Annotated in this window: 15 protein-coding genes and 1 CRISPR repeat array; all 15 genes read left to right on the forward strand. The window is 47.7% G+C overall.

Features of this window, described 5'->3' with window-relative positions; translation table 11 throughout:
• Window positions 1-47: 47 nt before the first annotated feature.
• Window positions 48-851, forward strand: coding sequence for a DUF2935 domain-containing protein (locus EG886_RS03170; protein ID WP_206425359.1), 804 nt, complete (start codon window positions 48-50; stop codon window positions 849-851).
• Window positions 852-1,137: 286 nt separating this feature from the next.
• Complete coding sequence (locus EG886_RS03175; protein ID WP_124726783.1) at window positions 1,138-2,229, forward strand: hypothetical protein; 1,092 nt, start codon at window positions 1,138-1,140, stop codon at window positions 2,227-2,229.
• A gap of 424 nt (window positions 2,230-2,653) precedes the next feature.
• Entirely contained in the window at window positions 2,654-3,697 is a 1,044-nt protein-coding gene (locus EG886_RS03180) for a helix-turn-helix transcriptional regulator (protein WP_124726784.1), read from the forward strand.
• 175 nt (window positions 3,698-3,872) lie between these two features.
• Window positions 3,873-6,833, forward strand: a complete 2,961-nt coding sequence (cas10d, locus tag EG886_RS03185) for a type I-D CRISPR-associated protein Cas10d/Csc3 (RefSeq protein WP_124726785.1) — start codon at window positions 3,873-3,875, stop codon at window positions 6,831-6,833.
• Window positions 6,830-7,810, forward strand: coding sequence for a type I-D CRISPR-associated protein Cas7/Csc2 (cas7d, locus tag EG886_RS03190; protein WP_124726786.1), 981 nt, complete (start codon window positions 6,830-6,832; stop codon window positions 7,808-7,810). The genes cas10d and cas7d overlap by 4 nt, the downstream gene beginning before the upstream one ends.
• A gap of 23 nt (window positions 7,811-7,833) precedes the next feature.
• The gene (gene cas5d / locus EG886_RS03195; protein WP_164491617.1) at window positions 7,834-8,460 is read left to right on the forward strand and encodes a type I-D CRISPR-associated protein Cas5/Csc1; all 627 of its coding nucleotides are present in this window, start codon (window positions 7,834-7,836) and stop codon (window positions 8,458-8,460) included.
• Window positions 8,461-8,464: 4 nt separating this feature from the next.
• Entirely contained in the window at window positions 8,465-10,564 is a 2,100-nt protein-coding gene (gene cas3 / locus EG886_RS03200; RefSeq protein WP_124726788.1) for a type I-D CRISPR-associated helicase Cas3', read from the forward strand.
• A gap of 1 nt (window position 10,565) precedes the next feature.
• A complete protein-coding gene (cas4, locus tag EG886_RS03205; protein WP_124726789.1) occupies window positions 10,566-11,165 on the forward strand; it encodes a CRISPR-associated protein Cas4 in 600 nt (199 codons plus the stop codon).
• The gene (gene cas1 / locus EG886_RS03210; protein ID WP_124726790.1) at window positions 11,147-12,139 is read left to right on the forward strand and encodes a CRISPR-associated endonuclease Cas1; all 993 of its coding nucleotides are present in this window, start codon (window positions 11,147-11,149) and stop codon (window positions 12,137-12,139) included. The genes cas4 and cas1 overlap by 19 nt, the downstream gene beginning before the upstream one ends.
• A gap of 17 nt (window positions 12,140-12,156) precedes the next feature.
• Window positions 12,157-12,432 carry a CRISPR-associated endonuclease Cas2 gene (gene cas2, locus EG886_RS03215; protein WP_124726791.1) on the forward strand — a complete coding sequence of 92 codons (276 nt, stop codon included), beginning with the start codon at window positions 12,157-12,159 and terminating at the stop codon, window positions 12,430-12,432.
• A 195-nt stretch (window positions 12,433-12,627) separates the two neighbouring features.
• A complete protein-coding gene (cas6, locus tag EG886_RS03220; protein ID WP_164491618.1) occupies window positions 12,628-13,242 on the forward strand; it encodes a CRISPR system precrRNA processing endoribonuclease RAMP protein Cas6 in 615 nt (204 codons plus the stop codon).
• Window positions 13,243-13,364: 122 nt separating this feature from the next.
• A CRISPR array of direct repeats spans window positions 13,365-13,916; the repeat unit is 37 nt; unit sequence GTCTCAATGAATACACCTCAGTTAAGAGGATTGAAAG.
• Window positions 13,917-13,955: 39 nt separating this feature from the next.
• Entirely contained in the window at window positions 13,956-14,861 is a 906-nt protein-coding gene (locus EG886_RS03225; RefSeq protein WP_124726793.1) for a phosphotransferase, read from the forward strand.
• A gap of 211 nt (window positions 14,862-15,072) precedes the next feature.
• The gene (locus EG886_RS03230; RefSeq protein WP_124726794.1) at window positions 15,073-16,143 is read left to right on the forward strand and encodes a restriction endonuclease-related protein; all 1,071 of its coding nucleotides are present in this window, start codon (window positions 15,073-15,075) and stop codon (window positions 16,141-16,143) included.
• Complete coding sequence (locus EG886_RS03235; protein WP_124726795.1) at window positions 16,121-19,210, forward strand: pPIWI_RE_Z domain-containing protein; 3,090 nt, start codon at window positions 16,121-16,123, stop codon at window positions 19,208-19,210. The genes EG886_RS03230 and EG886_RS03235 overlap by 23 nt, the downstream gene beginning before the upstream one ends.
• A complete protein-coding gene (locus EG886_RS03240; RefSeq protein ID WP_124726796.1) occupies window positions 19,203-21,581 on the forward strand; it encodes a pPIWI_RE module domain-containing protein in 2,379 nt (792 codons plus the stop codon). Before EG886_RS03235 ends, EG886_RS03240 begins: the two co-directional genes overlap by 8 nt.
• Window positions 21,582-21,690 lie beyond the last annotated feature (109 nt).

The following is a 21,690-nucleotide window of genomic DNA, read 5'->3' on the forward strand; positions in this document are numbered from 1 at the left end:
CGCTGAACAATCGGCGGTCTCTTCAAATGAAAGCGAGGGGAATTTATATGTCAGATGGTTTTGTAGCCCGATCTTTGGATGAAATTCGATTTTGGTCCCGTATTATGAAGGAACACGCCTTCTTTCTCAGATTAGGATTCCGATGTGAAGATACTCAATTAATTCAAGAAGCCAATTATTTTTATGATCTGTTCCAACATATAGAAGACAGATCTCATTCCTTTTCAACAGATGCGGATCCGGAGACAATAGCAAGCTTCAATACAGAGGTTTACAACGCTGCTTCAGGTATCTGGGCCTTTAAGAGAAAGGTTTTGGGGCTGGTATTACGTTGTCAGCTTCCAGGACAAAACAATTTTCCTTTGTTAATTGACCATGTAAGCAGAGAAGCCAATTATTTCAGAAATCGTTTGAGAGAACTCAATACAGGCACTTTGGAGCCTTTACCTGACGCCATTATTGATGAAAATGTGTTTTTCTTGCGCATTATGGCTGACCATGCGAAGTTTATCGGTCATCTACTCGATCCGTCTGAACGGAAACTGGTCGATCAAGCACGGGAGTTTAGTCACGACTTTGATCAGTTGCTGTTTCAAGCGAGAGATCTGAAATCCATGCGTCCTCAATCGCAGACATATCCACTCCTGGATCAATTTTTGGATCAGAACAGAGTATCCGTTAAATCCCTGCGAGATTTCAAAAAGACTGCACGCGAATTGATTGAAGCGTGTCGAATTAAAAGCATTATTCATCCTTTGTTGGCGGATCACGTATTCCGCGAAGCAGAAAGATTTCTTACGATTATTGACATGTTTGAACAACACTTGAATGCGCAAGCTGGAAGGAAGTAACTGCTCAATTATCCAAGGCAAAACCTATGTACTGGTTCCTCGCTACGTTTCCCGGCTCACTCAGGCAAACGCCCATCAATGAAGAATTGACTGTCCCCCTGACTTTAATCACGGACGTGGGCAAACCTCCGGTTCGTTCGAGATGAAAAGCGAGCTTCAAAATTGAGCTTCGCTTTTTTTCTTATGGTAAGATAAACCAACTGAACCTGAAATTAGGGTGTGATATAACGGCGGTTTGATATATCATAGGGGAGGTTACAACTTTTTGTAAAAGGAAGAATGATCTGTGGAAATAAAAGATATTACAAACAATTTGGACTTGATCAGGAAATCGCGGGATCTTTGGAATGAGTTTGCCTATTTGAAAGACAGTGATTCAAAACAAGATCTGAACGTAAAGAAAAGATATGCTTTGGCCATTGAATTGCACTATCATTGGAAACCTGATGATGACTATGAACTGGTGAAATTCCTGATGAAAAATGAGGTGGTCAGCAGAAGGAATGATCCGTATTCAGGTTCTGCTGACTCCCTGATCTTGATTTCCTACTTGCTTGCGAGATACAGGAAACCGGAAAACGTTTGGCTGTTTGAAGAGGCGAAATTTGCTGATTTTGATACGTATTGCGGATATGATGTTCAATTTCTGTTTTCTGCAGGCGTGGAAGCCACATGCAGGTATCTTGAAAGGCATGGAATCACGGAGGATCGTCCGTATTTGTTTGAAAATAGAGATCACCTTCGGAGTATCTGTACAGAAGAGGATATTGAAAAATTTTTTTATGAATTAAGTCTCAGGTTTCCAACCAGAATTGAGGATGAACGTGTGGAAACCTTGTTTGATCGGGCGATCATTTTTGGAGATGACCAGGAAGCGGAAAGATTGTTCCGGTTGATGGAAGAAGCGGGAGAAATCAGTGACGCGAGCTTGTATTATTACGCCAAGAAAATAAAGAATTATGACAAGGCGATTCATTATAGAAGAAAATCTTTGAAAACATCAACCAAAGAATGGGATCAAGCCTCTTTGCTTCAAGATATAGCAGAATTATATTGTCTTAAAGGCGAATATGCAAATGCCTTCAACACTGCACTGACATGGGAACCGCTGCTGAAACATCTGAATTGGAAGGAAACGGGTTTGGGCAGATCCCTTATTGAGACCTTGCTGGATATCAGCCTGGGATTACATGAAGAAGATGATCGGAAACTTTCGGTAACGGCTTTTGAAAAAGCGGATTCCATGTTGAAGAAGAGCAAAAACATTACTATTCTCCTACTAGAGAAAGCCGTTTTATGTTCTGAGAAGCTCGGATTTTCTGATTTGCAGAGATATTACCGACGCTTGTTAAATGCAGAGAGGAAAAGAATTGAATAGGAGCGTTTATAACTTCTAAGAGGAGAAATGTGATGAGAAGATTATTGGAAATGAGACTGGATGAATTATACGAGGAAGAGTCTCGGCTTCTGGAAGAGTTAAAAACAAGGGTTACGGCGAACGCTGTCTCAATAAGAGGATTGAAACTGGCATCATCACACTGCTTTCGCTGCTCCTGGCGGTCTCAATGAATACACCTCTGATAAGAGGATTGAAGCATTGACGGCAAATACGTGGAATTCGCGTATTTGCGTGGCGGATTTCAGGAGCAATGTCTTAATGGATACACCTCTGTTAACAGGATTGGAATTAATCTTGTCATATCCCTTTTTGGTCTGCCCGTTCATGTTTTGATGAATAAACCTCAGGCAAGAAGATTAAAAGCAACTCTAAACAAAACTCTTTACCTGCGAGGAAACCCATCATGTCCAAAGTTCACCAGGTTCATGCCAAATACCGCGATCGGCTGATTGGGATCATCGCCGAGTTGCTACGGGATCCTGGTCCTCATGGGATCAAGGATGCGGCTAAACGTTATGGCATTTCTCAGGAGAAACTTCGTAAGGATCTCAATTACCTCATCAAAAAGCTGAACCATGTGAACAAGAAGGAATACATCATCCGAGGCCGGGGTTATTTTGAAGGTAATTTTGCTCGGGCTGTTGCCAACTTGTCTCCTGAGGTGCGGTTGTATTTATTTCTTGCTCTGCGGCAAGTACAGCCCATGTTAAAGGGAGAAGGGGAAAAAGCGTATCGAGAACTGTTGGAACATGCGTATTCCGTTCTGAGTGAGGAAGACGTCCGCAGATTGAAAGAATGGTCGGATTTCTATTTTGTGAGCGAGTACGGGTATCCTCAGAGTAGGAGCCATTTTTATCAATCACTGCAAGAAGTGTTTGAAGCCATTCGATTTAACAAAATGCTACGTTTCAAGCATAAGGGAAACATTCGATATTTCGACCCGTTTGGGGTTTTTTACGCCAAACATACGTTTTACCTCATTGGACATTTAATGAAGACACCAGACGTTTCTTACAAAAAACTGATTCATATCCGTTTGGACAGGATCCAAGATATGGTGCGAACCATTCATTCGTCTCCGCTTGGAAGAAAGAAAGAAGAAGTTTGGCCTTATAAGCGAAATCACGTCCAAAACTATATCCGACAGATGTTAGAAGCGGAACACGGTCGGAATAAGTGTGACTATGTCATTCGGATTTACGATCAGAATGTTTTTCAACGGATTCAGGAAAAACAGTGGCATCCTGATCAAGTCATCCGTCCGATCGAAGCGGGCGAGGCCGTGGGAGAGATCATATTTCCGGGCATGACCAGCTGGATGGAAATCAAGAAATGGGTATTGGGATGGGGGAGTGCGGTCGAACTGATAAAACCGGCGGAGAAACGAAAGGAACTTTGGGAAGAGATAAAAACCATGTTTCTTAAGCGGTATGGTAGCGGGGGGTGATCGCCTTGCCGGATACCGCTTTATTATTTTATGGATCTACCCTGTAGGCATATGTTTCTTATCACATTCTACTTTTCGGAATCATTAAAGATTCCGTTTTTCATTTTTAGACGAACTGAATCTATTGCTTTGATCAGTCCCTAGGCAGCATAATGGCAGTGGGAGGTGAGAAAAGTTGGAACTGCGGGAATTCAGCGATCGTTTGCTTCTGGCATTCCAAGAGATGGATTTGTCCGAGGCGATCGCAAAATCGTACAACTATCGTCCAGAACGCAACCTGTTGGACCAATCGATGTGGGATCACATTCGCACCGGTGTGGAAGCCTGTCAGGCCCTGTTAAGCCATTTGGATTCTCTCGGTTTTCACATGGATGAAGAAGAGCTGAAAATCGCTTTGATTGCCTTTGTCGTGCACGATCTGCACAAAGATCCTTCCGTTGAGAAACAAGGGTCAGGTGAGTACTCAATTCCATTGGAGGAAATTGAGCGGGTCTGCAGCATCCTTTGCGAAGCGGTGGGGACGGATGTTCCGCCTGCCGCATTCCTCAGAGTGGCAGGCGTTTCCAGTTTTTCTCCCAAATTGGGGGATTTGGGCGTATTGTCAGGTGAATACCATTGGTCCTCGATCCGCGACTGGGTCAAGTTGATGGATCAAGCTGCCTCCATCACATGTATTGCCGAGTGCATGGAAAAGCGGACGCTTCACAACCTGACTGAACATCTCTGTCGGTTGCTCCCGCCCAAATTAACGGGAAACATGCGGATCGTCTATCACTACGTCCAGGAAATGCGTGGCATGGTCACCACACAGATGCACAATGGCATGGCCCTGCTGATGAAAAGACACGGCTATTTTCCGTGGCTCCGGTTTGGAGATGGGACGTTGTACATCACCTTTGGCGGAGAGGAATTGCCGGAAAAATCATTGTTGATCGACGATTTGGCAGAATTGTTCTTCCGTTCCATTGCAAATGCGGCCGATCAGGTGAACCGGGAAAAACTGTTCGACCGCACCACCTTGCAGTGTCAGCCTCTGGCATTTCTGCTGCATTCTTCGCCTCAGGACTTTGCGAGATTGTTTCATGAGATCTTTCTAAAGGCATCAGGTGGAAGCAAAACGTTTCCGGAAAAGAACTTTGATGAAGGAAAACTGGCGTCCTACGGTGTGACCAATCTGAATGAACTGTATAAGCGCTTTGAGGTTGATTCCTCCTTTGATGAGGAGTTCCGGGAGAAGTGGTTCTATACGGCCCGATATTTCGCAGCCCTCCAACGCTTGATTCAGCGATTGGAAGGAAGCACCCCTTCAGAAGTGTTGCTCCATCTAGCAAACTATCTCAATTTGAATGCGGATGATATTGTCGAATTGGTTCCAGATTCTCTCCACAGCAACAACAAACGGTTTGATGGAGCGATTTGGTTGGCTTACCGCTATATCAAATACGCTGAAGTGGATGGAAAGAATGTTGCCCATTTGCCGATCGAAGATTGGCGATTGGCAGTGAGAAAGATGGCGGAGGGCTTTCTCGAGGGGAAAGTCACGCCGGAGAAAGTGATGGAGATCATTGGGGACGAGCTGAAGATTCATGAGGATCTGATGACCTACTTCCGTGAGCAGCTGGTGGTTTCTTGGGAACGGAACCGGGAGTTGAATCGACTGGATTCGAAGGAGTTGCTGAAGAAGAAAACACGGTCCCAAAAACGGATTTGCAACTTGTGCAACCGGCAGATTTTGGCGGGGGTTAAGCCAAAGGTGAAAGGAAAGGTGATCCAAGACAGCGTCAATGTCTTCAGCAACCGGATCTTGCCGAAGGGATGGGAGCCTGGAAAGCGAAGCGATGTGGCGGCACTGCACTGGTGTAGCGTGTGTTCGTTTGAATTCATACTCCGGCAAGTGTTTTCCGTTGACAGTTTTGCGGGAGGGGACAAATCGCGGCAGATTTACCTTTTTGCCTTTCCGTCCTTTCAAATCACAGAGGAAGGTTTGCTTGAGCTGCAGGAGGAGCTGAAACATTTCTTCGGTTCCATTTATGTACACCGCCGAGGCAAACTGAAACACACATGGCAGGTTCCTTTTGTGGAAGACGAAAAAGGTCATCTCCGGGATCACTTGCGAGTCCATTTTCAACTGTACAGTGAATATTTCCAGCAGGAGTTGGCCGAACGGGAACGTCCTCCGAGTACGGGAGATGTGTTGAAAGCAAGTCCCCCCGGGAACGTGTTGATGTTCACTTATGATTGTTACAGTAACACTCTTGAACGAACCCGGGAGGAAGCCTGGATGAAGGCGCTCACGGCCGCACTCTCTCTTCACAAGTTGTATGGTTTTCGTATTTTGTTGACGGAGAAACCGTTTCTGTTTCTGTCGGATGTGCGTGAAGTCCATTATGCGATCCATATGGATGCTCCCCCCTATAAAGTGGCCCGGTTGTTGGAAGGGGCCGAAAGCCGTGGGACGACGGACTTCGTAATCCCGATTGAACAGGTGAACGTGATGTTGTATCGCATGGCTTACATCTGGGAGATCCATCAAACGGTGCATCCGATTGATTTCTCCAAACCGACCGACAAACATGTCTCTTCCGTATTGCATCTGATGGATGTACACCCCATGGCAGGGGCCTGCTTTTTCAAAAGATTCTTGATGGAGCAACCATATGCGACCGATGCTTTTGTACGGTCGTGCCGGGAAATCAATCTTGGGCGAGGAGGGAAGGAAATGGGACTTGCGAGAGAGATTGCACTTGCCTCTCTTGAGCTGTACAAGCCGGATATCTCACACAAGGGGAGGGCACATCGTTATGAGAACCTGTTTCGTCTGGCAGTAAAGGGGATCAAGGAGAAACGGGACAAGAGCGAGTTGTGCGGGTTGATTACGAAAAGGTTGGATCGGCTCATCAATCAACAAGGTTCGGGATATGTCCCACGAATTGATGAGGAGGCTGTAATTCGGTTCGTAGATCTTGTTTACGACCGGTTTTTCCTGGAAGTTTGCGGTGGTAACATTGCGAAACTCAACCAGAAACAAAACCAGCTGGCAGACGGAATTTTTTTTGAGACTCACCTCGAACGGTTGAAACAGATTCGTGAGAAACAAGCCGAAAAAGCCGAGAACATCGGGAGGGAACAAGCATGATCACGCAAACGAGCTGGAAGGATTCGTTTGTAAAAAAAAGATTGGAGAAGCAACTTCCGAACGAGATTCCTCTCTTTCCGAAACGGCAATGTGTCTCTCTGGTGATCGTTCGGGAGTTCGACTCAACCGCAGTGTTGACGACGGAAGGGCAAACCTTGGATGTGGAACTGGTGAGATGCGGACGGAAAAACAAGGACTTGATTTCCCGTGTACTTCTGCAAAAGCGCAAGCAAATTGCACCCGAGCGCCGGACAGGCAGGGCGTTTAACCGGGATCTCGGCTGGGGAGAGAAGTGCGCATACATGGAACAGATGTGTGGGAAGTGCCCCGACTGCCTGATTTACGGATTTGCGGCCACCAGCGGTGAAGGGGCACAGCGTTCGCGCGTGTGGACCGATTCCGGATTTGCGATCCGTTCCTACGAGGCAATGCAACGCTCGATCACTCTCAATGCGATCAGCGATACCACCAGAGGCGGTATTTCGGGAAGTGCGTTTGCTGAACGGGAGCATATTCGGCCGCAAGTGTTTTTTCCTACCATTGAAACGGCTGTTGATGTGACACCTTCTGAATTTATGTACATCTTGCGCAACATCTTGGCCACGACCCGTTACGGGGCGGAGAGTAATCGCCAGGGATTCGTCCAAAACCATGTGGTGGCCATGCTCTTCAGCAGGGGGGAAGTACTTTCCAATCTGGCCTTGACCCAAGGCGTCTACGATCGGTTGTTAGAGAGAAAGGGAGAAAATCTCAACGAGTTTCCGCTGGAGCGGTCCGAAGTGGTGGAAGCGGTGCTGGATGTGCTGCATGAGGAAGCACGTGAGTCGTATCTCCCCGTCGAAATTTGTGCAGGTGAGGAGCTTCAAGCGCTTCTTGCAAGTGTGCGTGACCTGTGGCGAAGTGAGGAGGCGAATGAAGAATGGCTCCGGGAACTGGAAAACGATCATCGAGCGTATCTCGAGAAACTGTCCAAATAGAGAAACGGTTTGCCTACCGAATCGTGATTGAGCTGGAGGATTTCCTGTTTTTCTCCAGCATGGAGAAGGGGAAGGTCGCCGAGACCGCTCCCCTCCTCCATAACTACGCGCTTGCCTATGCGATGTCCTGGGCGGTTTCTCCTTATTATCATGAGCACCAAGCCCCTGAGTACGAAAGGCATCTGCAGCCGCTGAATCATGAGGGGATATATATCTTTCCTGCGTCACCTGTGGAAGTGACGCACCGGCTCATGCAATACAACACGACTCCCGAACCTTTTTTGATGACACGGGCACAGAGTCTGGGATATCCCAACTGGGGATTCATCAAATGCATCCGACCGGGTTCCAGGTTTGAAACGTATGCCCTAAGCTACAATCCGCTCTCTTTTCCAAGCCGAATCCGGCTTGGAAAATGGATGAGCCAGGCACGTCTGGAAGTCGAAGAGGTCGATCCAGAACGTGGGAAGGGGAAACACTGTCCTGCCATGATCAATGTACAGGATCTCCCGAAGATCCCGACTTACTTCACTTCCATGTACAATGTATTGCCCACACGGTTGGTAATGGGGGCAGAGTGGGAAAACGAAGTGGAAGGATACTGGGTTGGCGAGGTGTTTTTGCCGGAAGCCGTATTTTGGTGGAGGTAAGGATATGATCCGTGTTTTGGCAGAGACAGCGAAAACATATGACTTACCGTTTATTGGTAACATCCGTCCCTATGCGCACCAGGCTGTGCAACTTCGGTTGGCAGAAAGAGCTTTGGAAGGGAATAGAAAGACGATCATTTGGAACAGGGCACGGACCGGAGCAGGGAAGACTCTGGCCAACTACGGATATTTGACCAAAAACCCCCGAGCAAGGGCCTTGGGAGTCTATCCAGTAAACGAACTGGTGAAGGATCAGTTTCAATCCCTGAAACATGGGCTGCCTTTGGGAATCTGGGATGAGATCTCCCTTTGGACCGCGGAAGAGATGAGAAAGGCTCGCATGTCAGGTGAAAGCAAGCTGGAACAGATCAAACGGATGTCTACTCGGTTTCACCGGGCCGTGATGACCAACCCGGATCACTTGATGCTGATCGCCCAAGAGCGCTTATATGCATTCAAGCAGGGGGAGCGCGTGGAAGCTTTTTACCGGCTCGGCGAATATGCGTTGCAGGTATTTGATGAATTTCATCTGTACAATATCGCTCAAGTAAATTTCCTTGCTCAATGGATTGCACTTATGACTGCTTCCTTTCCGAATAAGGGATTTGCTTTTATGCTGTCTTCCGCGACTCCTAGGCCAGACGTGTTCCGGCTTATTGAAGGGGCGCAGATAGAGATTTGGAATGTCCAGGAGGAAGTGGAACGTTGGCTGTCGGAGGAGAATCCGCCAGTGTATGAAGAGAGAGTCTTTTTGGAACCGCTCGATTTGCATGTGGTTTCAAGTTATCTCCAAGCTTGGAACACCGGTGAACGGATTCTGAAGAACTGGAGCGAGATCGAGGGCTATCTTTCTGAATGGCCGAATGCGAAGGGGTTGATCATTCTCGATTCCATCCACGAAGCGCAGGTCTTGGCTAACTCTTTGAGAGAAAAGGGGTATGACGTCGGAGAAGTTCATGGCTTGTCAGACCGCAGCCGTAGCCGGGAAGCTTTAACCAAGCAAATCACGGTGGCCACGGCAACAGTGGAAGTGGGAGTCGACTTCCAAGGTGAAATACGCAAAGATTTTTTGGTGTTTGAAGCACGCGATCCCGGGAGCTTCATGCAGCGACTGGGGCGTATCGGTCGGGGTAGCCGCCAGAACCCCGATCCACCGATTCACGTTTGGGCTTACGTGCCGGGCTATGTGGCCGAGCAAATTCGGGAAAAGACCCAATCCGAGATTTCAAGGTCTGAATTGGAAGAGATAGTCACAAGGGCGTATCAATATTTCCAGGATTTCTCCCGTTATATTGAAAAAGTGGGCGGTATGAATTTGGTTCACAGTGTTCACTTGCAGAGAAAGCATCACATGAATCGTGAACAAAATCCGGTTTTAGAAGAAATCAAGAGCATTGCCGACCGCATGTATGGTGTGGGATTTGAGGAGTTGGAGCGGCAATACCGGCAATGGAAACGAGAGAAACTTTTGGAACCGGTTTTGAGCTTCCGTGGACAAAACACGTTGGAGTACCAGATTTTCGGATGGGAAGCTGAAGAGTCGGAGACCTTTTATCCGGATATCTGGTTTTGGGATGAAACGGCTCCAGACACCCCCCTCAAGCGGTATGAATACAGCTTCGTGCTCCGGCGACGACGGGTGAGATTCGTGGACAGGGAAGAGCTGGTCAGGCGAGTGAAGGAGCATGTTGCCGAACCGGACCGGGAAGAGTTATTGCAAGCGCTCAAGCGGGACAATGTTTTGGGATATGCAGTGGCTACGGGGATTCGGGAGAATCCGGCCAAACTGGTTTGGAGGCTTCCTGTCAAAGCGTCCCGTTGTACAGAACAACTGGTTCGACTGGATCGCCTGCGGCTTGAATCGGATAATGCAGAGCTGAATGATCAGCTGAACATGCTCTTTCAGTCCATGGCAAGAACTTCATGGATCGTGTATATCGTCAAACGGTCAGTTGGCGAGTTGAACGATCAACTTCGCCTGCCACCTCTGTTCCGGCTGTATCCGGCCAAAACCTTGCAAGGAGCGGACTGGAGCATCGCGTTCAATTCAGAGGCTTTTCAGTTATGGAGCGCTTGGGAAAAGGTCAAAAGTGAGGTTCTCTGAAATGGAAATTTTTGTGGAGGCTCATGCCATCAATGCATACGCGTACTGTCCCCGTCGCTGCTACTACGAGTACGTCGAACGCGTATTTTATCACAACGTCTACACCATTCACGGAAAATTGCTGCACGAACACGTTGACCATGCCGGCAGGGAACATCGGGGGGAACGGCAACTTTACCGTTCCCTCTATCTTCGATCTGAACGTTTGGGGTTGTCGGTTCGATGTGATGTAATTGAAGAGGCAGAAGGGGTGTTGTATCCCGTCGAATACAAACGGGGAAAACAGGCGGGCTGGGAAAACAATCACTTGCAACTTTGCGCCCAAGGTCTGGCTTTGGAAGAGTGGATCGGCAGAAAGATTCCGTTTGGATATCTCTTTTATTACGGTTCATTCCGACGGGAAAAGGTGATTTTTGATGATGCTTTGAGGGAGCGTACCATACAGACGATCAAAGCAATCCGTGCATTGCACCTTCAGGATCAGCCCCCTGAAGGCATTGATGAGTGGTTCAGATGCAAAAAGTGCAGCATGGTTGACTATTGCCTCCCGCAGGAAAGAGCCAGATTGAAGGGGAAAGTGCCATGGGAACGTTTTACTTGAGCGAGCCTTATTGCTTTGTTCGAAAGGAATCAGAGCGGCTCAAAATCTACAAGGATCGTACTCTGATCCGGGAAGTAAGGGTACAGGAATATTCCCGCTTTTTCATTCATGAATCCTCAACGTTGACAACAGATGCGTTAATGTTGCTTGCGGAAAAAGGCATTGATGTAGTGTATTTTTCTGGGAACCGCATGATTGGCCGGTTTGTCGGGCCCGAAAACAAAAACGTTCGGTTGCGGATCGCTCAAGTGAAAGCGCATCTGTCCGAGGAAAAGAGCCTTCACATCGCGCGGAACTTGGTATTGGCCAAATTGAAAAACACTCGGACCAGCCTTCAACGATTTGCACGTCGCCGTGAATTGGAATTGGACCCGGTCATCTTGTTCTTGAAGCAGTCAATGGACCATGCTTTAAGAGCGAAAGATCTGGATGAATTGCGCGGGATTGAAGGAATGGCGGCCAAGCGTTATTTTGAAGCATTTCCCATGCTGATTCAGCAAAGCGATTTCTCGTTTGAAGGAAGAAGCCGAAGGCCGGCCAAAGATCCGGTAAATGCCTTGTTGAACTATGGGTATGCCCTGCTGAAGGCGGAACTGACGGGAGCCCTGCAAGCTGCCGGTTTGGATCCTTATATCGGGTATCTCCACCGTGAGAGATATGGAAGGGAATCATTGGCGTTGGATTTGATGGAGGAGTTCCGTTGCATCATGGTTGACAATCTGGTCGTCAAAATGGTCAACCAGGGAGTGGTCAAACGCAAAGACTTTCATGATGACGTGGGGGAGTCTCGTTTAAAGGAACATGCCCGGAAACGTTTTTTGCAGGAATTTGACCGCAGGAGAAAAGACGAAGTGTTTCATCAGCTGTTGCAAAGAAAAATGAGTTACCGTGAGATTTTCCACAAACAAGCCATCTTGCTTGCCAAATTTATTAAAGGGGAGGCGGACGATTACTACCCCTTCTTGGCCAAATAACACAAGGGGGCTATGCCATGAAACGGGTGGTCTGTTATGATGTAATCGACGACCGCAGAAGAAACAAAGTCTTCAAACTCCTTAAAGATTACGGCCAGCGGGTGCAATATTCCGTATTTGAAGTGGAATGCGATGAAGAAAACTGGTTGCAGCTGGAGTTTCGCCTTGTATCGCTGTTGGATGAGGATGACTCTCTTTCCGTGTACACGCTGTGTCAGTCATGTACTCGACGAGCTTTTTATAAAGGTAGTTTTACGAAGCGTCTGGAGGAAGACACAAATCCGATTTTATAGGAGGATACCATGTACCGTTTACGTTTGAAAGTGGATTCACTGTATCGTGGAAATGCGGTCGGGGTGTTGTCCAGGCGATTTCATGCTTTTATCCTGAAATCCATCCAGCGTGAATCTACCACGTTGTCCCAGCTCCTGCATGACAGGAAGGAGCGGCAAATTTTTTCGACACATATGTTGCTGGAGAAAGGGGAAGTGTGGATCAATACGCCGGATCGGGATGTCATTTCTTGTCTTCAACGTTACTTTTTGCTTCAGTCCGACATCGACTTGATCGACTGGAAGGGAACCATCCAAGAGATTCATTGCCAAACGTTTTCCGAATCCCGGATTGATGAAAAGTTTTCATCGAACCTAACCTTGCATTTCTTGACCCCGACGACCTTCTATCAAAGGGGCAATTACTATCCCCTGCCGGAGCTGAAGCGCTTGTTTTCCAGCGCAATTAAAGCTTATGAGATCTGCAGAGGGAAGCGGGTCGAATGGGAGAACCTTGAACCGCTGATTCATCAGATTCGGATCGAACACTTGGTGGTGGCGACTGAGAGAGTTTCATTTGGAGAATTCAATGTCATCGGATTCAAGGGAAAAATAACCATGAACATCAAGGCTCTGCCGAAAGAGGAGCAGCTTTTGGTTTGGCGGTTGGTTGCGCAAGGCTCGTTGATGGGGTTTGGATACAAAACAGCTTGGGGGTTGGGTCAAACTCTGCTTGATCCGCTCGAAGATGCTCAGGCCTTTTTCCGAACACCCGGAGCTTCGAAAAAATCCCCGGGGGTGTTCGGAAACGCTAAAACCCGCATGGGATAAGAGGTTTCAGGTGTGGGAACGGCGTGATGTTTGACTGAGTCATTCTAAATTTCCGCCCGAATGAAAAAGTGTTCGGAAAGTCCAAGAGAAAGGCAATCAAAACAAGGGTTTCGGCGAACGCCGTCTCAATGAATACACCTCAGTTAAGAGGATTGAAAGGATATACGGTTTGCCCGGACCTGGAATCCAGTAGAGTCTCAATGAATACACCTCAGTTAAGAGGATTGAAAGGATGAAGCCGCCGTCATAGTTCAGATGTGCGAACATCGTCTCAATGAATACACCTCAGTTAAGAGGATTGAAAGTGGAGGATTCATCCAACAGACGCCCTGCCAATTCTGCGGTCTCAATGAATACACCTCAGTTAAGAGGATTGAAAGCCGGTCCCTCGCGGACCAAATCCGGACGGAGCACATGAGTCTCAATGAATACACCTCAGTTAAGAGGATTGAAAGGATGCTGCGGGAAGGGCTGAGCTACGACCGGGTGGTCTCAATGAATACACCTCAGTTAAGAGGATTGAAAGGTGCGGGCATTTAACTGCAAGGCAAAAGGTTGGGAGGTCTCAATGAATACACCTCAGTTAAGAGGATTGAAAGTACGGGAACCTCGCGAAGAAGGGGTGGGGGATGTCGGTGCCTCAATGAATACACCTCAAATAAGAATTTTGAAATCTCATTCAGAGTTCAGAGAACAAAACAGAGGGGAATATCATGAATCTGTCTGACGTTTTCAAGAAGAAGTTTTTCAACCAACAGTTGCTCCAGGAAGATGACGGTTACATCACAGGTGGAAGTCATGTGTGGCTCGCCCAAACCGATGAGGGGGAAGTCATCGTTCGCACGTCGGCCATCACCGATCTGGAGAAAGTCCCTTACTGGTACGGAAACCACATCTTGTTCGGCATTGATCCCCGCCGGGTGTTTGTGCTTGAGAAGTTGAATCGTGAACTGGCTTCGATGACCACCCGCCTGTCGGTTCCGCAGGTTCTGGACAAGGCGTCGCTTCAGGGACATGAATACGTGATCGTGGAAAAATTGCCGGGAAAAGCATTGGACACATTCAGGGGAATGCCGGACCATCTGATGGAAGACTTCGGAGCATCCATCGCACACATTCATCTCCGGTCGTTTGACTATTTCGGCGACGTTTCCGGAAGTACGCGCAAACCGTTGACCGATTTCCATGAATGCCTGATTGCGTGCATGACGGAGCTGGTTGAGAAATTTTATTCGGAACCGGATGACAAGAGCCGTGGGATTCGGGACATGTTGCCGGAAATTTGTCAGCAAGCCCGATTGCTGCCTGCCCCCTCCTCGTCTTCTTTCGTCATGATGGATACGGATCCGTCTCAATTCCTGACCGACGGTGAGCGGGTGACGGCGGTTGTGGATACGGAGAGTTACGTCATCGCCCCGCGGGAACTGGAATTGCTCACCCTTGAAATGATTTTTGACGAACAGGCGACGCGGAGCTTCAAAAAGGGATATGCAAGAGTTCTGGAATTCCCGGATCTGTCAACCGTGCGGACCGTTTATCGTTACTTTTTGCGTCTGGTGGAAACACAAGGTTCGAGGCCGATGGATGAATGGATGAATCATCCGGCTTTGTTCGGGTGACTTTGTGGGAATCGAAACATGGGTGAATCCTTCGGTCAGTGAAAACCGGTTGATTAAGACGGATCTTTTCACTCCCTTATCTTGGGATGAGGGAGTTTTTTCATGCTTTCGTTGATCATCATATTGGGCCGAAATGACCGTTTTTTCTTTTCTGTTTATGTCAGGAGGAATTCGTTGCTTCCGCGAGAAAAAATTTTCCGAGGTGAAGGGGATGGACGATCATATTATTCACGAGTTGCTGACTCTTCAAATGGATGGAATCAGGAAATATATCGATCAGCAAGATCATCAGTCTGTAAGAAAAGCCATGAATGCGTTGGCCGCTTATTTGATGTCAAGGGGTTTAAAGCCACCGTCAGCTCTCAACCAATGGTTTGAATGGCTTGCGCGACCCGTCGGCACTTGGGTGGATTCCTCGCATGAGGATTTGTTCAATTTGGCCGAACCCGTTTTTGACCGGAGAATCAAAGATATCAGTTTCGCTGCCTTTTGCTTCTCGCAAAGGTTCGGTTCAACGGATGATTATCAGACACGTCCGGTATTGCAGGTGAGAGATCATTGCAAACAACATCATTCGGAAGAAGGGTATGTCCGTTTTCGCTCCATCTTGACCCAATCAAAGTTTGCAGTCTTGGACCAGGAGGATTATGTGCGGCTCATTTCCGATGAAAAGGATTTGATCATCAGGGAACAACTGATGAAGTGTTACGAACGAATCGACGACTGGAGAGAATACCGGAAGTGTCCACGTTGTGGCTGGACGCTGCATTTTGAACGGGGAGAATGGCGGTGTGGAACATACAATGCTTGCTGGAAGGTTTCAAAGCACGGGTTTATACATCCCAAAGCCTTTCGCTTCAAAAAGGGCAGCCGTGTGTATCGATTGAAGCCGGGGATTCACCGCTCGGTGCTTGTTCCCGGGTTACCGGAGCAGAGAATTTACGAAAAAGTAAGAAAAACATATCCCCAAGCCGAATTGTACCCCAATTTTGATCACGACGGAGACATCCGGGTTGATCTTGGAGGATGCAGGGTTCTGTTTGATGTGAAGAGTTACCTGAGTCCGCACGGTTTGGCGAAGCATCTTGAGTTATCGAAAAATGGAGAGAATGTACAGGTCATCGTGATCCCTTCAGAATATGAAGTAGAGGGCGGACCTCTTTATGTGAAGAGGCTGAAGAGCCGTTTGTCCGGACGGAAGGATCTGCAAATCATTTCTGAGAGGAAAATCATCAGGTACTTGAAGGAGAAGGAACGTCGTGAACAGATTCAATGTGTTTGAATGGCTTTGTGAGCTGACTTCAAAAGAATATGTGGAAAGGATGTTCCCGGATAAGAAAGCCGTGAGACGGATGTTGGCGGTGGAATTCGTGCTGTTTGCCATGCATGAACACAAATTGGACGCTTGGTTTCCGTTGGAGGATGGAGAAGTGTTCGCCAGCGGATGGCACAAGTTGTATGCGGAACATGATTCAATCAGACGGGTCGCGGAAAGAATCCGTGTGTTGACCAGGGGTTATCAACTCAAGAAATGGAAAGACTGGCTCGGCGAATATCAGCAAATCCCGAGAAACTATCGGCTGTTTGATGTACATATCGGATCCCGAACGAAGCTTGAGAAGATGGAATTTTCTCCCGTTTCCTGTTCCGATCGCGAATGGTATTACCGCATGATGCTCGAACAGGAGATTCCTTGTGTACCAGTCAGGATAAAGTTGGCTGAAAGAGGAAAAACGTATGATTATTTGCGAGGCCAAGCGGCAATTCCGGTGAAAATACCCGAGGGGTTGCAAACGACTGCGCTCAAGACCGGGGTTCTTCCGAGAACCAAAAAAACCGGAATAAAGATGAGGAATGATCTTGGTCCCATCGGAAGGGAAATGGATGGACGTCTTCAGGATAAAGGAAAGAAGCCTGTATACGAGGAGCGTTTGAAGAATATTGAGTTGGTTCCATTGTCTCCTGATCAATCGTTTGAGTATGCAAACATTCTGCACATCCTTGGGGGATTGGGAGCCGGAAAGTCGACGTTTGTAACGGCTCAGGCATATGCTCTTGCCGTTTATGAGGGTGCCAAAGTCGGGATTGTTGAAACCAGAGTGGATGATGTCCTTGACAAAGCGCGTGAGCTTCGGGATCTGGGACTCCGCGTGGTCACCTTCGTGGGCAAAAGTGAAAGAGCGGAATATGAGAAGCGAATCATGGCCAACCAATCGATCGAACAACTCATTGATGATCAACGTCTGGAAGATGTATCCTCCTTCTGTGCCATTCACGCGTTGGCCGGTGACCATACACCGTCTGACCGGTATCCCTGTACTTCTCTTAATCTCCGAGACCAGGAATCCAACAGGAAAAAGAACAGGCAGTTCATGTGTCCGCTATGGAATCAATGCGGTTTGTATCATCATTATCATGAATTGGAACAAGCCGATGTCTACATCGCAACTCCGGCGGCATTGGTGCACATGATGGCTCCCCCTCAACGTTTTCCGCGCAAAACGGTATATGAGTTGTTTTATGAACTTACGGACGTTGTCTTTGTGGATGAAGCTGATCACGTGCAGTACAACCTGGATCAAGCATTTATGATGGAGATTCCCTTGGTCGGAGATCCCGACACGCTTGTTGAAAAAGTGCTTCAAAAAGTGATTCGTCAGACTTCCGGTATTCACAAGAAAGTTGTCGACGAGTACATAAATGCAACAATGAGTTTTGTTCGAGCTGCCAGGGCTGTCTATCGGGTTGTCGAGTCGAATGCAAGACTCAGGAATCGGTTGAAGAGACAGACCGTATTCAAAAACGCATGGTTGGATCAATTGCAACATAATTTGGAATCTTGGATGATACCGGAAAAGAACAAACAACATATCAAGAGTTTGTTGAAGAAGTGGAGCACTCATCCAGATCCGAACCATCAGGTATGGAATCACGACGAAAAATTGGCCAGAACAATAGGACAATTCATGGATGGAAAAGGAAAGTTGGAAGAAGTCTTGAATACGGATCTGATCGTACTGACGGACGAAAAAGCGGAGAATTTGGAAGCCGAATGGCGTTTTGGATTTTGGCTTTGTTCTTTGGAATATTGGCTTTCTTATCTTGAGAGAAACGAAGATGAGGTTCGGCAAGAACTGGAAGATTTCTCTGCGGATCTTCCGTTCCGGATGAAGAAGAACGTTCTGGTTTCATATCTCCCTCGTGCCATGACCGGAGTGCAGATCGGGTACCAGTGGGTGGACCGATCCGAACATGGGAAGACGACGCACGTGATCAAAATGTTTGCCTATGAAGCGGTGGGACGTGAATTGTTGTATCAATGGCCTTCTTTCTTTGAACACGCCGGATTGGGGCCGGGGCCGTCGGTTGTTTTGCTTTCCGGGACCACCTTGTCACCGGTGAACACTCCCTACACTCTTTCGTGGAGTCCCCAATGGTTGTTGAGATCTCCCAACCAATCCGAACGACTGGACCAGATGCTTTGGAACAAAACGCAAATCAAGATCTCCGGTCAGCCCTTGAATCAACGGGTTCGCAACCTGAAGTCGCTGACCCGAAGCATCATGGAAGAGATTCCGAAAGAGATGGAGAGATGGAAGAAAGAAGGCAGGAAGCGAAGGATTCTGTGTGTTGTCAATTCATATGACGATTGCGAGGTTGTCCGGGAAACGCTTCAACCGCTGATGATCAGGGATGGATTGAACATTCATTCTTTGGCAAAGGAATCGGTTCATCCGGGGCAAATCACCCGAAGCGAGTTGATCCAACAGGCTTCATCCTCAGATGTGTTGATTGCGCCGATTGGCGCCTTGAACCGGGGGGTGAATTTGGTGGATCCGAACGGAAAGGCTCTGTTTGGAACCGCGTTTTTTCTGGCTCGCCCCTATCCCTCACCGGAAAATGTGGAATTCATGCTCATCGCCTTGCACAGTTTGATGGACGGAGAATTGGAACGAATCCAGAGAAGCCGACATGCATCACCGCTCGCCAAGTTGAAAAAATTGAGGAGAACCGCACATGTGATTTTTCAGGATATGATCGCAACTCCTGACTACTGGTCGGGATTACCGGAGCAGAAAAGGAACGTGTTGGCTTGGGTGCTGTTCGTGAATGTCTGGCAGATGATCGGGCGTTTGGTTCGAGGTGGAGAGCCGGCACGCGTGTATTATTGCGATGCATCCTTTTACGAACCAAGCGAGCATGCACCCACCATCTTGGAAGTGTGGCAACGGTTGTTGAGCGAATCAAATCGGGATGAGTACCGGGACCTCTACGGGCCTTTCACGGATTCTCTGAACAAATTGCTTTCGCATCGATGGGCGGACGAGGAGGAAGAGGAATTTGGATGATCAAAAGCATTATCTCGAATTCATGGCGGTGGATGTGACGGAGTTTGTGCCTGAGGATGATATACATGTTTTTTATTGCCCCGAAAGTTGGATTGAGCAGCTGTCGGCGGGAGACGGGGGATATAAGCTGAAACTTCGATCAATCGGTGACGAGTTGAGCTTGTTTCGTCCGGAGCTACTGAGCTGTTCGTTCAAAAGAAGAGCGGTGATCGGGGAAGCGCCGATGTTTTATTCCTTGGATGTATTGCCGGTCGGGGAGATTCATGAACACTTTGTCAGACACGGGAGGGCTTCTGAAAAAGGTTTCCGGCTGAGGGACACGGGAAGATGGGAAAAACTTGACGTCACGCATCGACCGCTTCTTTTTGAATGGCTTCCGGGGTATTTGGCCCGAAAATTCGTCGAACGGAGACCGGTCTATGAAGTACGTGACAAAAATGGTGTTGTGTTGGCGGAACTCGATTTTTGTCTTGTAAAAAAATACGGAGAGGTTGGTTGTATCACCAGACCCTGTGAGCTGGACGGAAAGTACTATTCATATGCCGTATATTTTTCCATCCAAACGTTTCCTCATCGACCCGGCAGGTTTTATCTGTTCGTAAAACCTGTTCTTCATCGATATGTTTCAAGGTCGTTGAATGATCGAAAAATGTTGAGGAGAATCAAACGCACCAGTGTATTTTTGCGGTTGAACCGAAGTGTGCTTCACCCTTTTGTGTCGCTGGAAGCAAAAAAAGCCGACCAACGTGGCGAATCCGCAGCATTGATGGAGTGGGAGAGACCCAAAGTTGTGGAGGATGTGAATCGGGTTTGCGAACATCCTCTCACTTGGGAATCATTGCTGAACAATCCGGTATCCTGGATGAATCACCAGGGAGAAATGTCTGCGTTGATGTTGTATAACCCCAACACTTTTGTTCAGGGTCATGACATCATTGCTTCCGGATTGGGGTTGCCGGACAGGCGAAGGCTGTATGAGTTGGTTCGGAATGTGTTGGCATTGCCGCCGTCGCTGGTGACCACCAAAACCGTCATGCAAAAAACAAGCAACGTGAAATTCTTTCCGCTTGTCACATCCGAGCCGTTAAAAATCGATGTTCAGTGCCATGTCACGAAATCCCATTTTGACGCCCTGATCCAATCGTTGTCCAAGACGGATGAGGACGCTCTGCCATTGTCGTCGGGATGCAGGCAAATGGAAGACTGTTCATTTATGCTTGACACCGACAAACATCCCTTGATTCTGAGACTCAGGCATATTCCGGAAAGTCATGTGGTTCGGGAGATCAACCGGCACGATCCCTCCAGAACCGTCACAGAAATCAGAAGGTATATCCGTACATGTATCGAACCGGGAGATCATTTGAAAGCAGCCATCATTGAAATCAAAGACAAAGACAAGTGGTCATCAGATCAGTTGGATCCGAAAGAATTCGTACGGTATGCATTTTGGGAAGAAGGCGTTCTCACCCAGTTCATAACGGACGAAGAGCAAAGTCTTTCACATCGGGCACACAGTGCCGTTTCAGATCTTCTCAAGGACTTCGGAGTGTTTCGTCAGTGCCTGAAAATACCTGAAGATGGATCAAAATGGCTGTTTGTAAAAGGAAGCGGAAAATCAACACATCCAAAAGTTTGGATTGCCAGACTGATGGGGAATCGAGTGGATTTTTGTTTGCAGGATTCCCGTTTGGGATGGCAATCAGCACACGAGTTGGTTTTGAATGCCGAAGGCCTCAGACGGAGTTTGTATTGCCAAAGAAGCACCAAAAACAAACGGGATTTTGTGGATTTTATTGAGGAGGTATTGAGCATAGAGTTGGAGAGTGGTTGCGAAAACCTGTTTGTTGTCTTTGACCGGGGCACTTTGTCCAAACTGTACGACCCGGTGCAAAACAAATGCCTGCTGGAAGGCAAGTGGCGATTTGAACGCAAGGCTCTTCTGGATGATCCGCGGTTGAAGATCATCCGCATGAGTGATTCAACATCGCCGGCAGTACCCGAGTATATCAGCAGAACAAAGTCGAAACCCATGGATCATTTTTCGTCTGGGCTTTACATTTCGGAAGACATCTATTACAGCTTGGGACCAAAAGGTGATACCATTCGGTTTTCGCCAAAAGTCGAAAGATCATTTACCGTGGATGAATTCCTCCGTCAACCGAACTTGCAGGAATTTTTCCCGGTTGGAACCCATTGGGACAAAAGAGCGAAAACCGATGCAGTCATTCATTTGCACCGATGGAGAAGAGCCTCCGTCACATACAAGCATGCGACCATTTATCCTGCTCCGATGCATTCGCTGGAGACCATTGAGAAGTACATGTCAATGTTTCTGACCGTCGAAGCTCAAAAAATGTCCTTCCAATAAACACTTATTGTTGGACCCCTTGGCAATCCAAGGGGGCTTTTTTTGAATGGGTTGCGTATCTATTTCCATGTTTCATTCGTTTACCTTCAAAAGGAGAAATGGGGTGTAC

The sequence above is a fragment of the Staphylospora marina genome (genome assembly GCF_003856495.1).
Lineage (GTDB): Bacteria > Bacillota > Bacilli > Thermoactinomycetales > Thermoactinomycetaceae > Staphylospora > Staphylospora marina.

Bases quoted from the DNA above. Each gene is read 5' to 3' on its own strand.
- cas1 (WP_124726790.1), top strand. From the start codon at position 11,147: ATGGGAACGTTTTACTTGAGCGAGCCTTATTGCTTTGTTCGAAAGGAA.
- EG886_RS03170 (WP_206425359.1), top strand. From the start codon at position 48: ATGTCAGATGGTTTTGTAGCCCGATCTTTGGATGAAATTCGATTTTGG.
- EG886_RS03180 (WP_124726784.1), top strand. From the start codon at position 2,654: ATGTCCAAAGTTCACCAGGTTCATGCCAAATACCGCGATCGGCTGATT.
- cas4 (WP_124726789.1), top strand. From the start codon at position 10,566: ATGGAAATTTTTGTGGAGGCTCATGCCATCAATGCATACGCGTACTGT.
- cas2 (WP_124726791.1), top strand. From the start codon at position 12,157: ATGAAACGGGTGGTCTGTTATGATGTAATCGACGACCGCAGAAGAAAC.
- EG886_RS03230 (WP_124726794.1), top strand. From the start codon at position 15,073: ATGGACGATCATATTATTCACGAGTTGCTGACTCTTCAAATGGATGGA.
- cas3 (WP_124726788.1), top strand. From the start codon at position 8,465: ATGATCCGTGTTTTGGCAGAGACAGCGAAAACATATGACTTACCGTTT.
- cas7d (WP_124726786.1), top strand. From the start codon at position 6,830: ATGATCACGCAAACGAGCTGGAAGGATTCGTTTGTAAAAAAAAGATTG.
- EG886_RS03225 (WP_124726793.1), top strand. From the start codon at position 13,956: ATGAATCTGTCTGACGTTTTCAAGAAGAAGTTTTTCAACCAACAGTTG.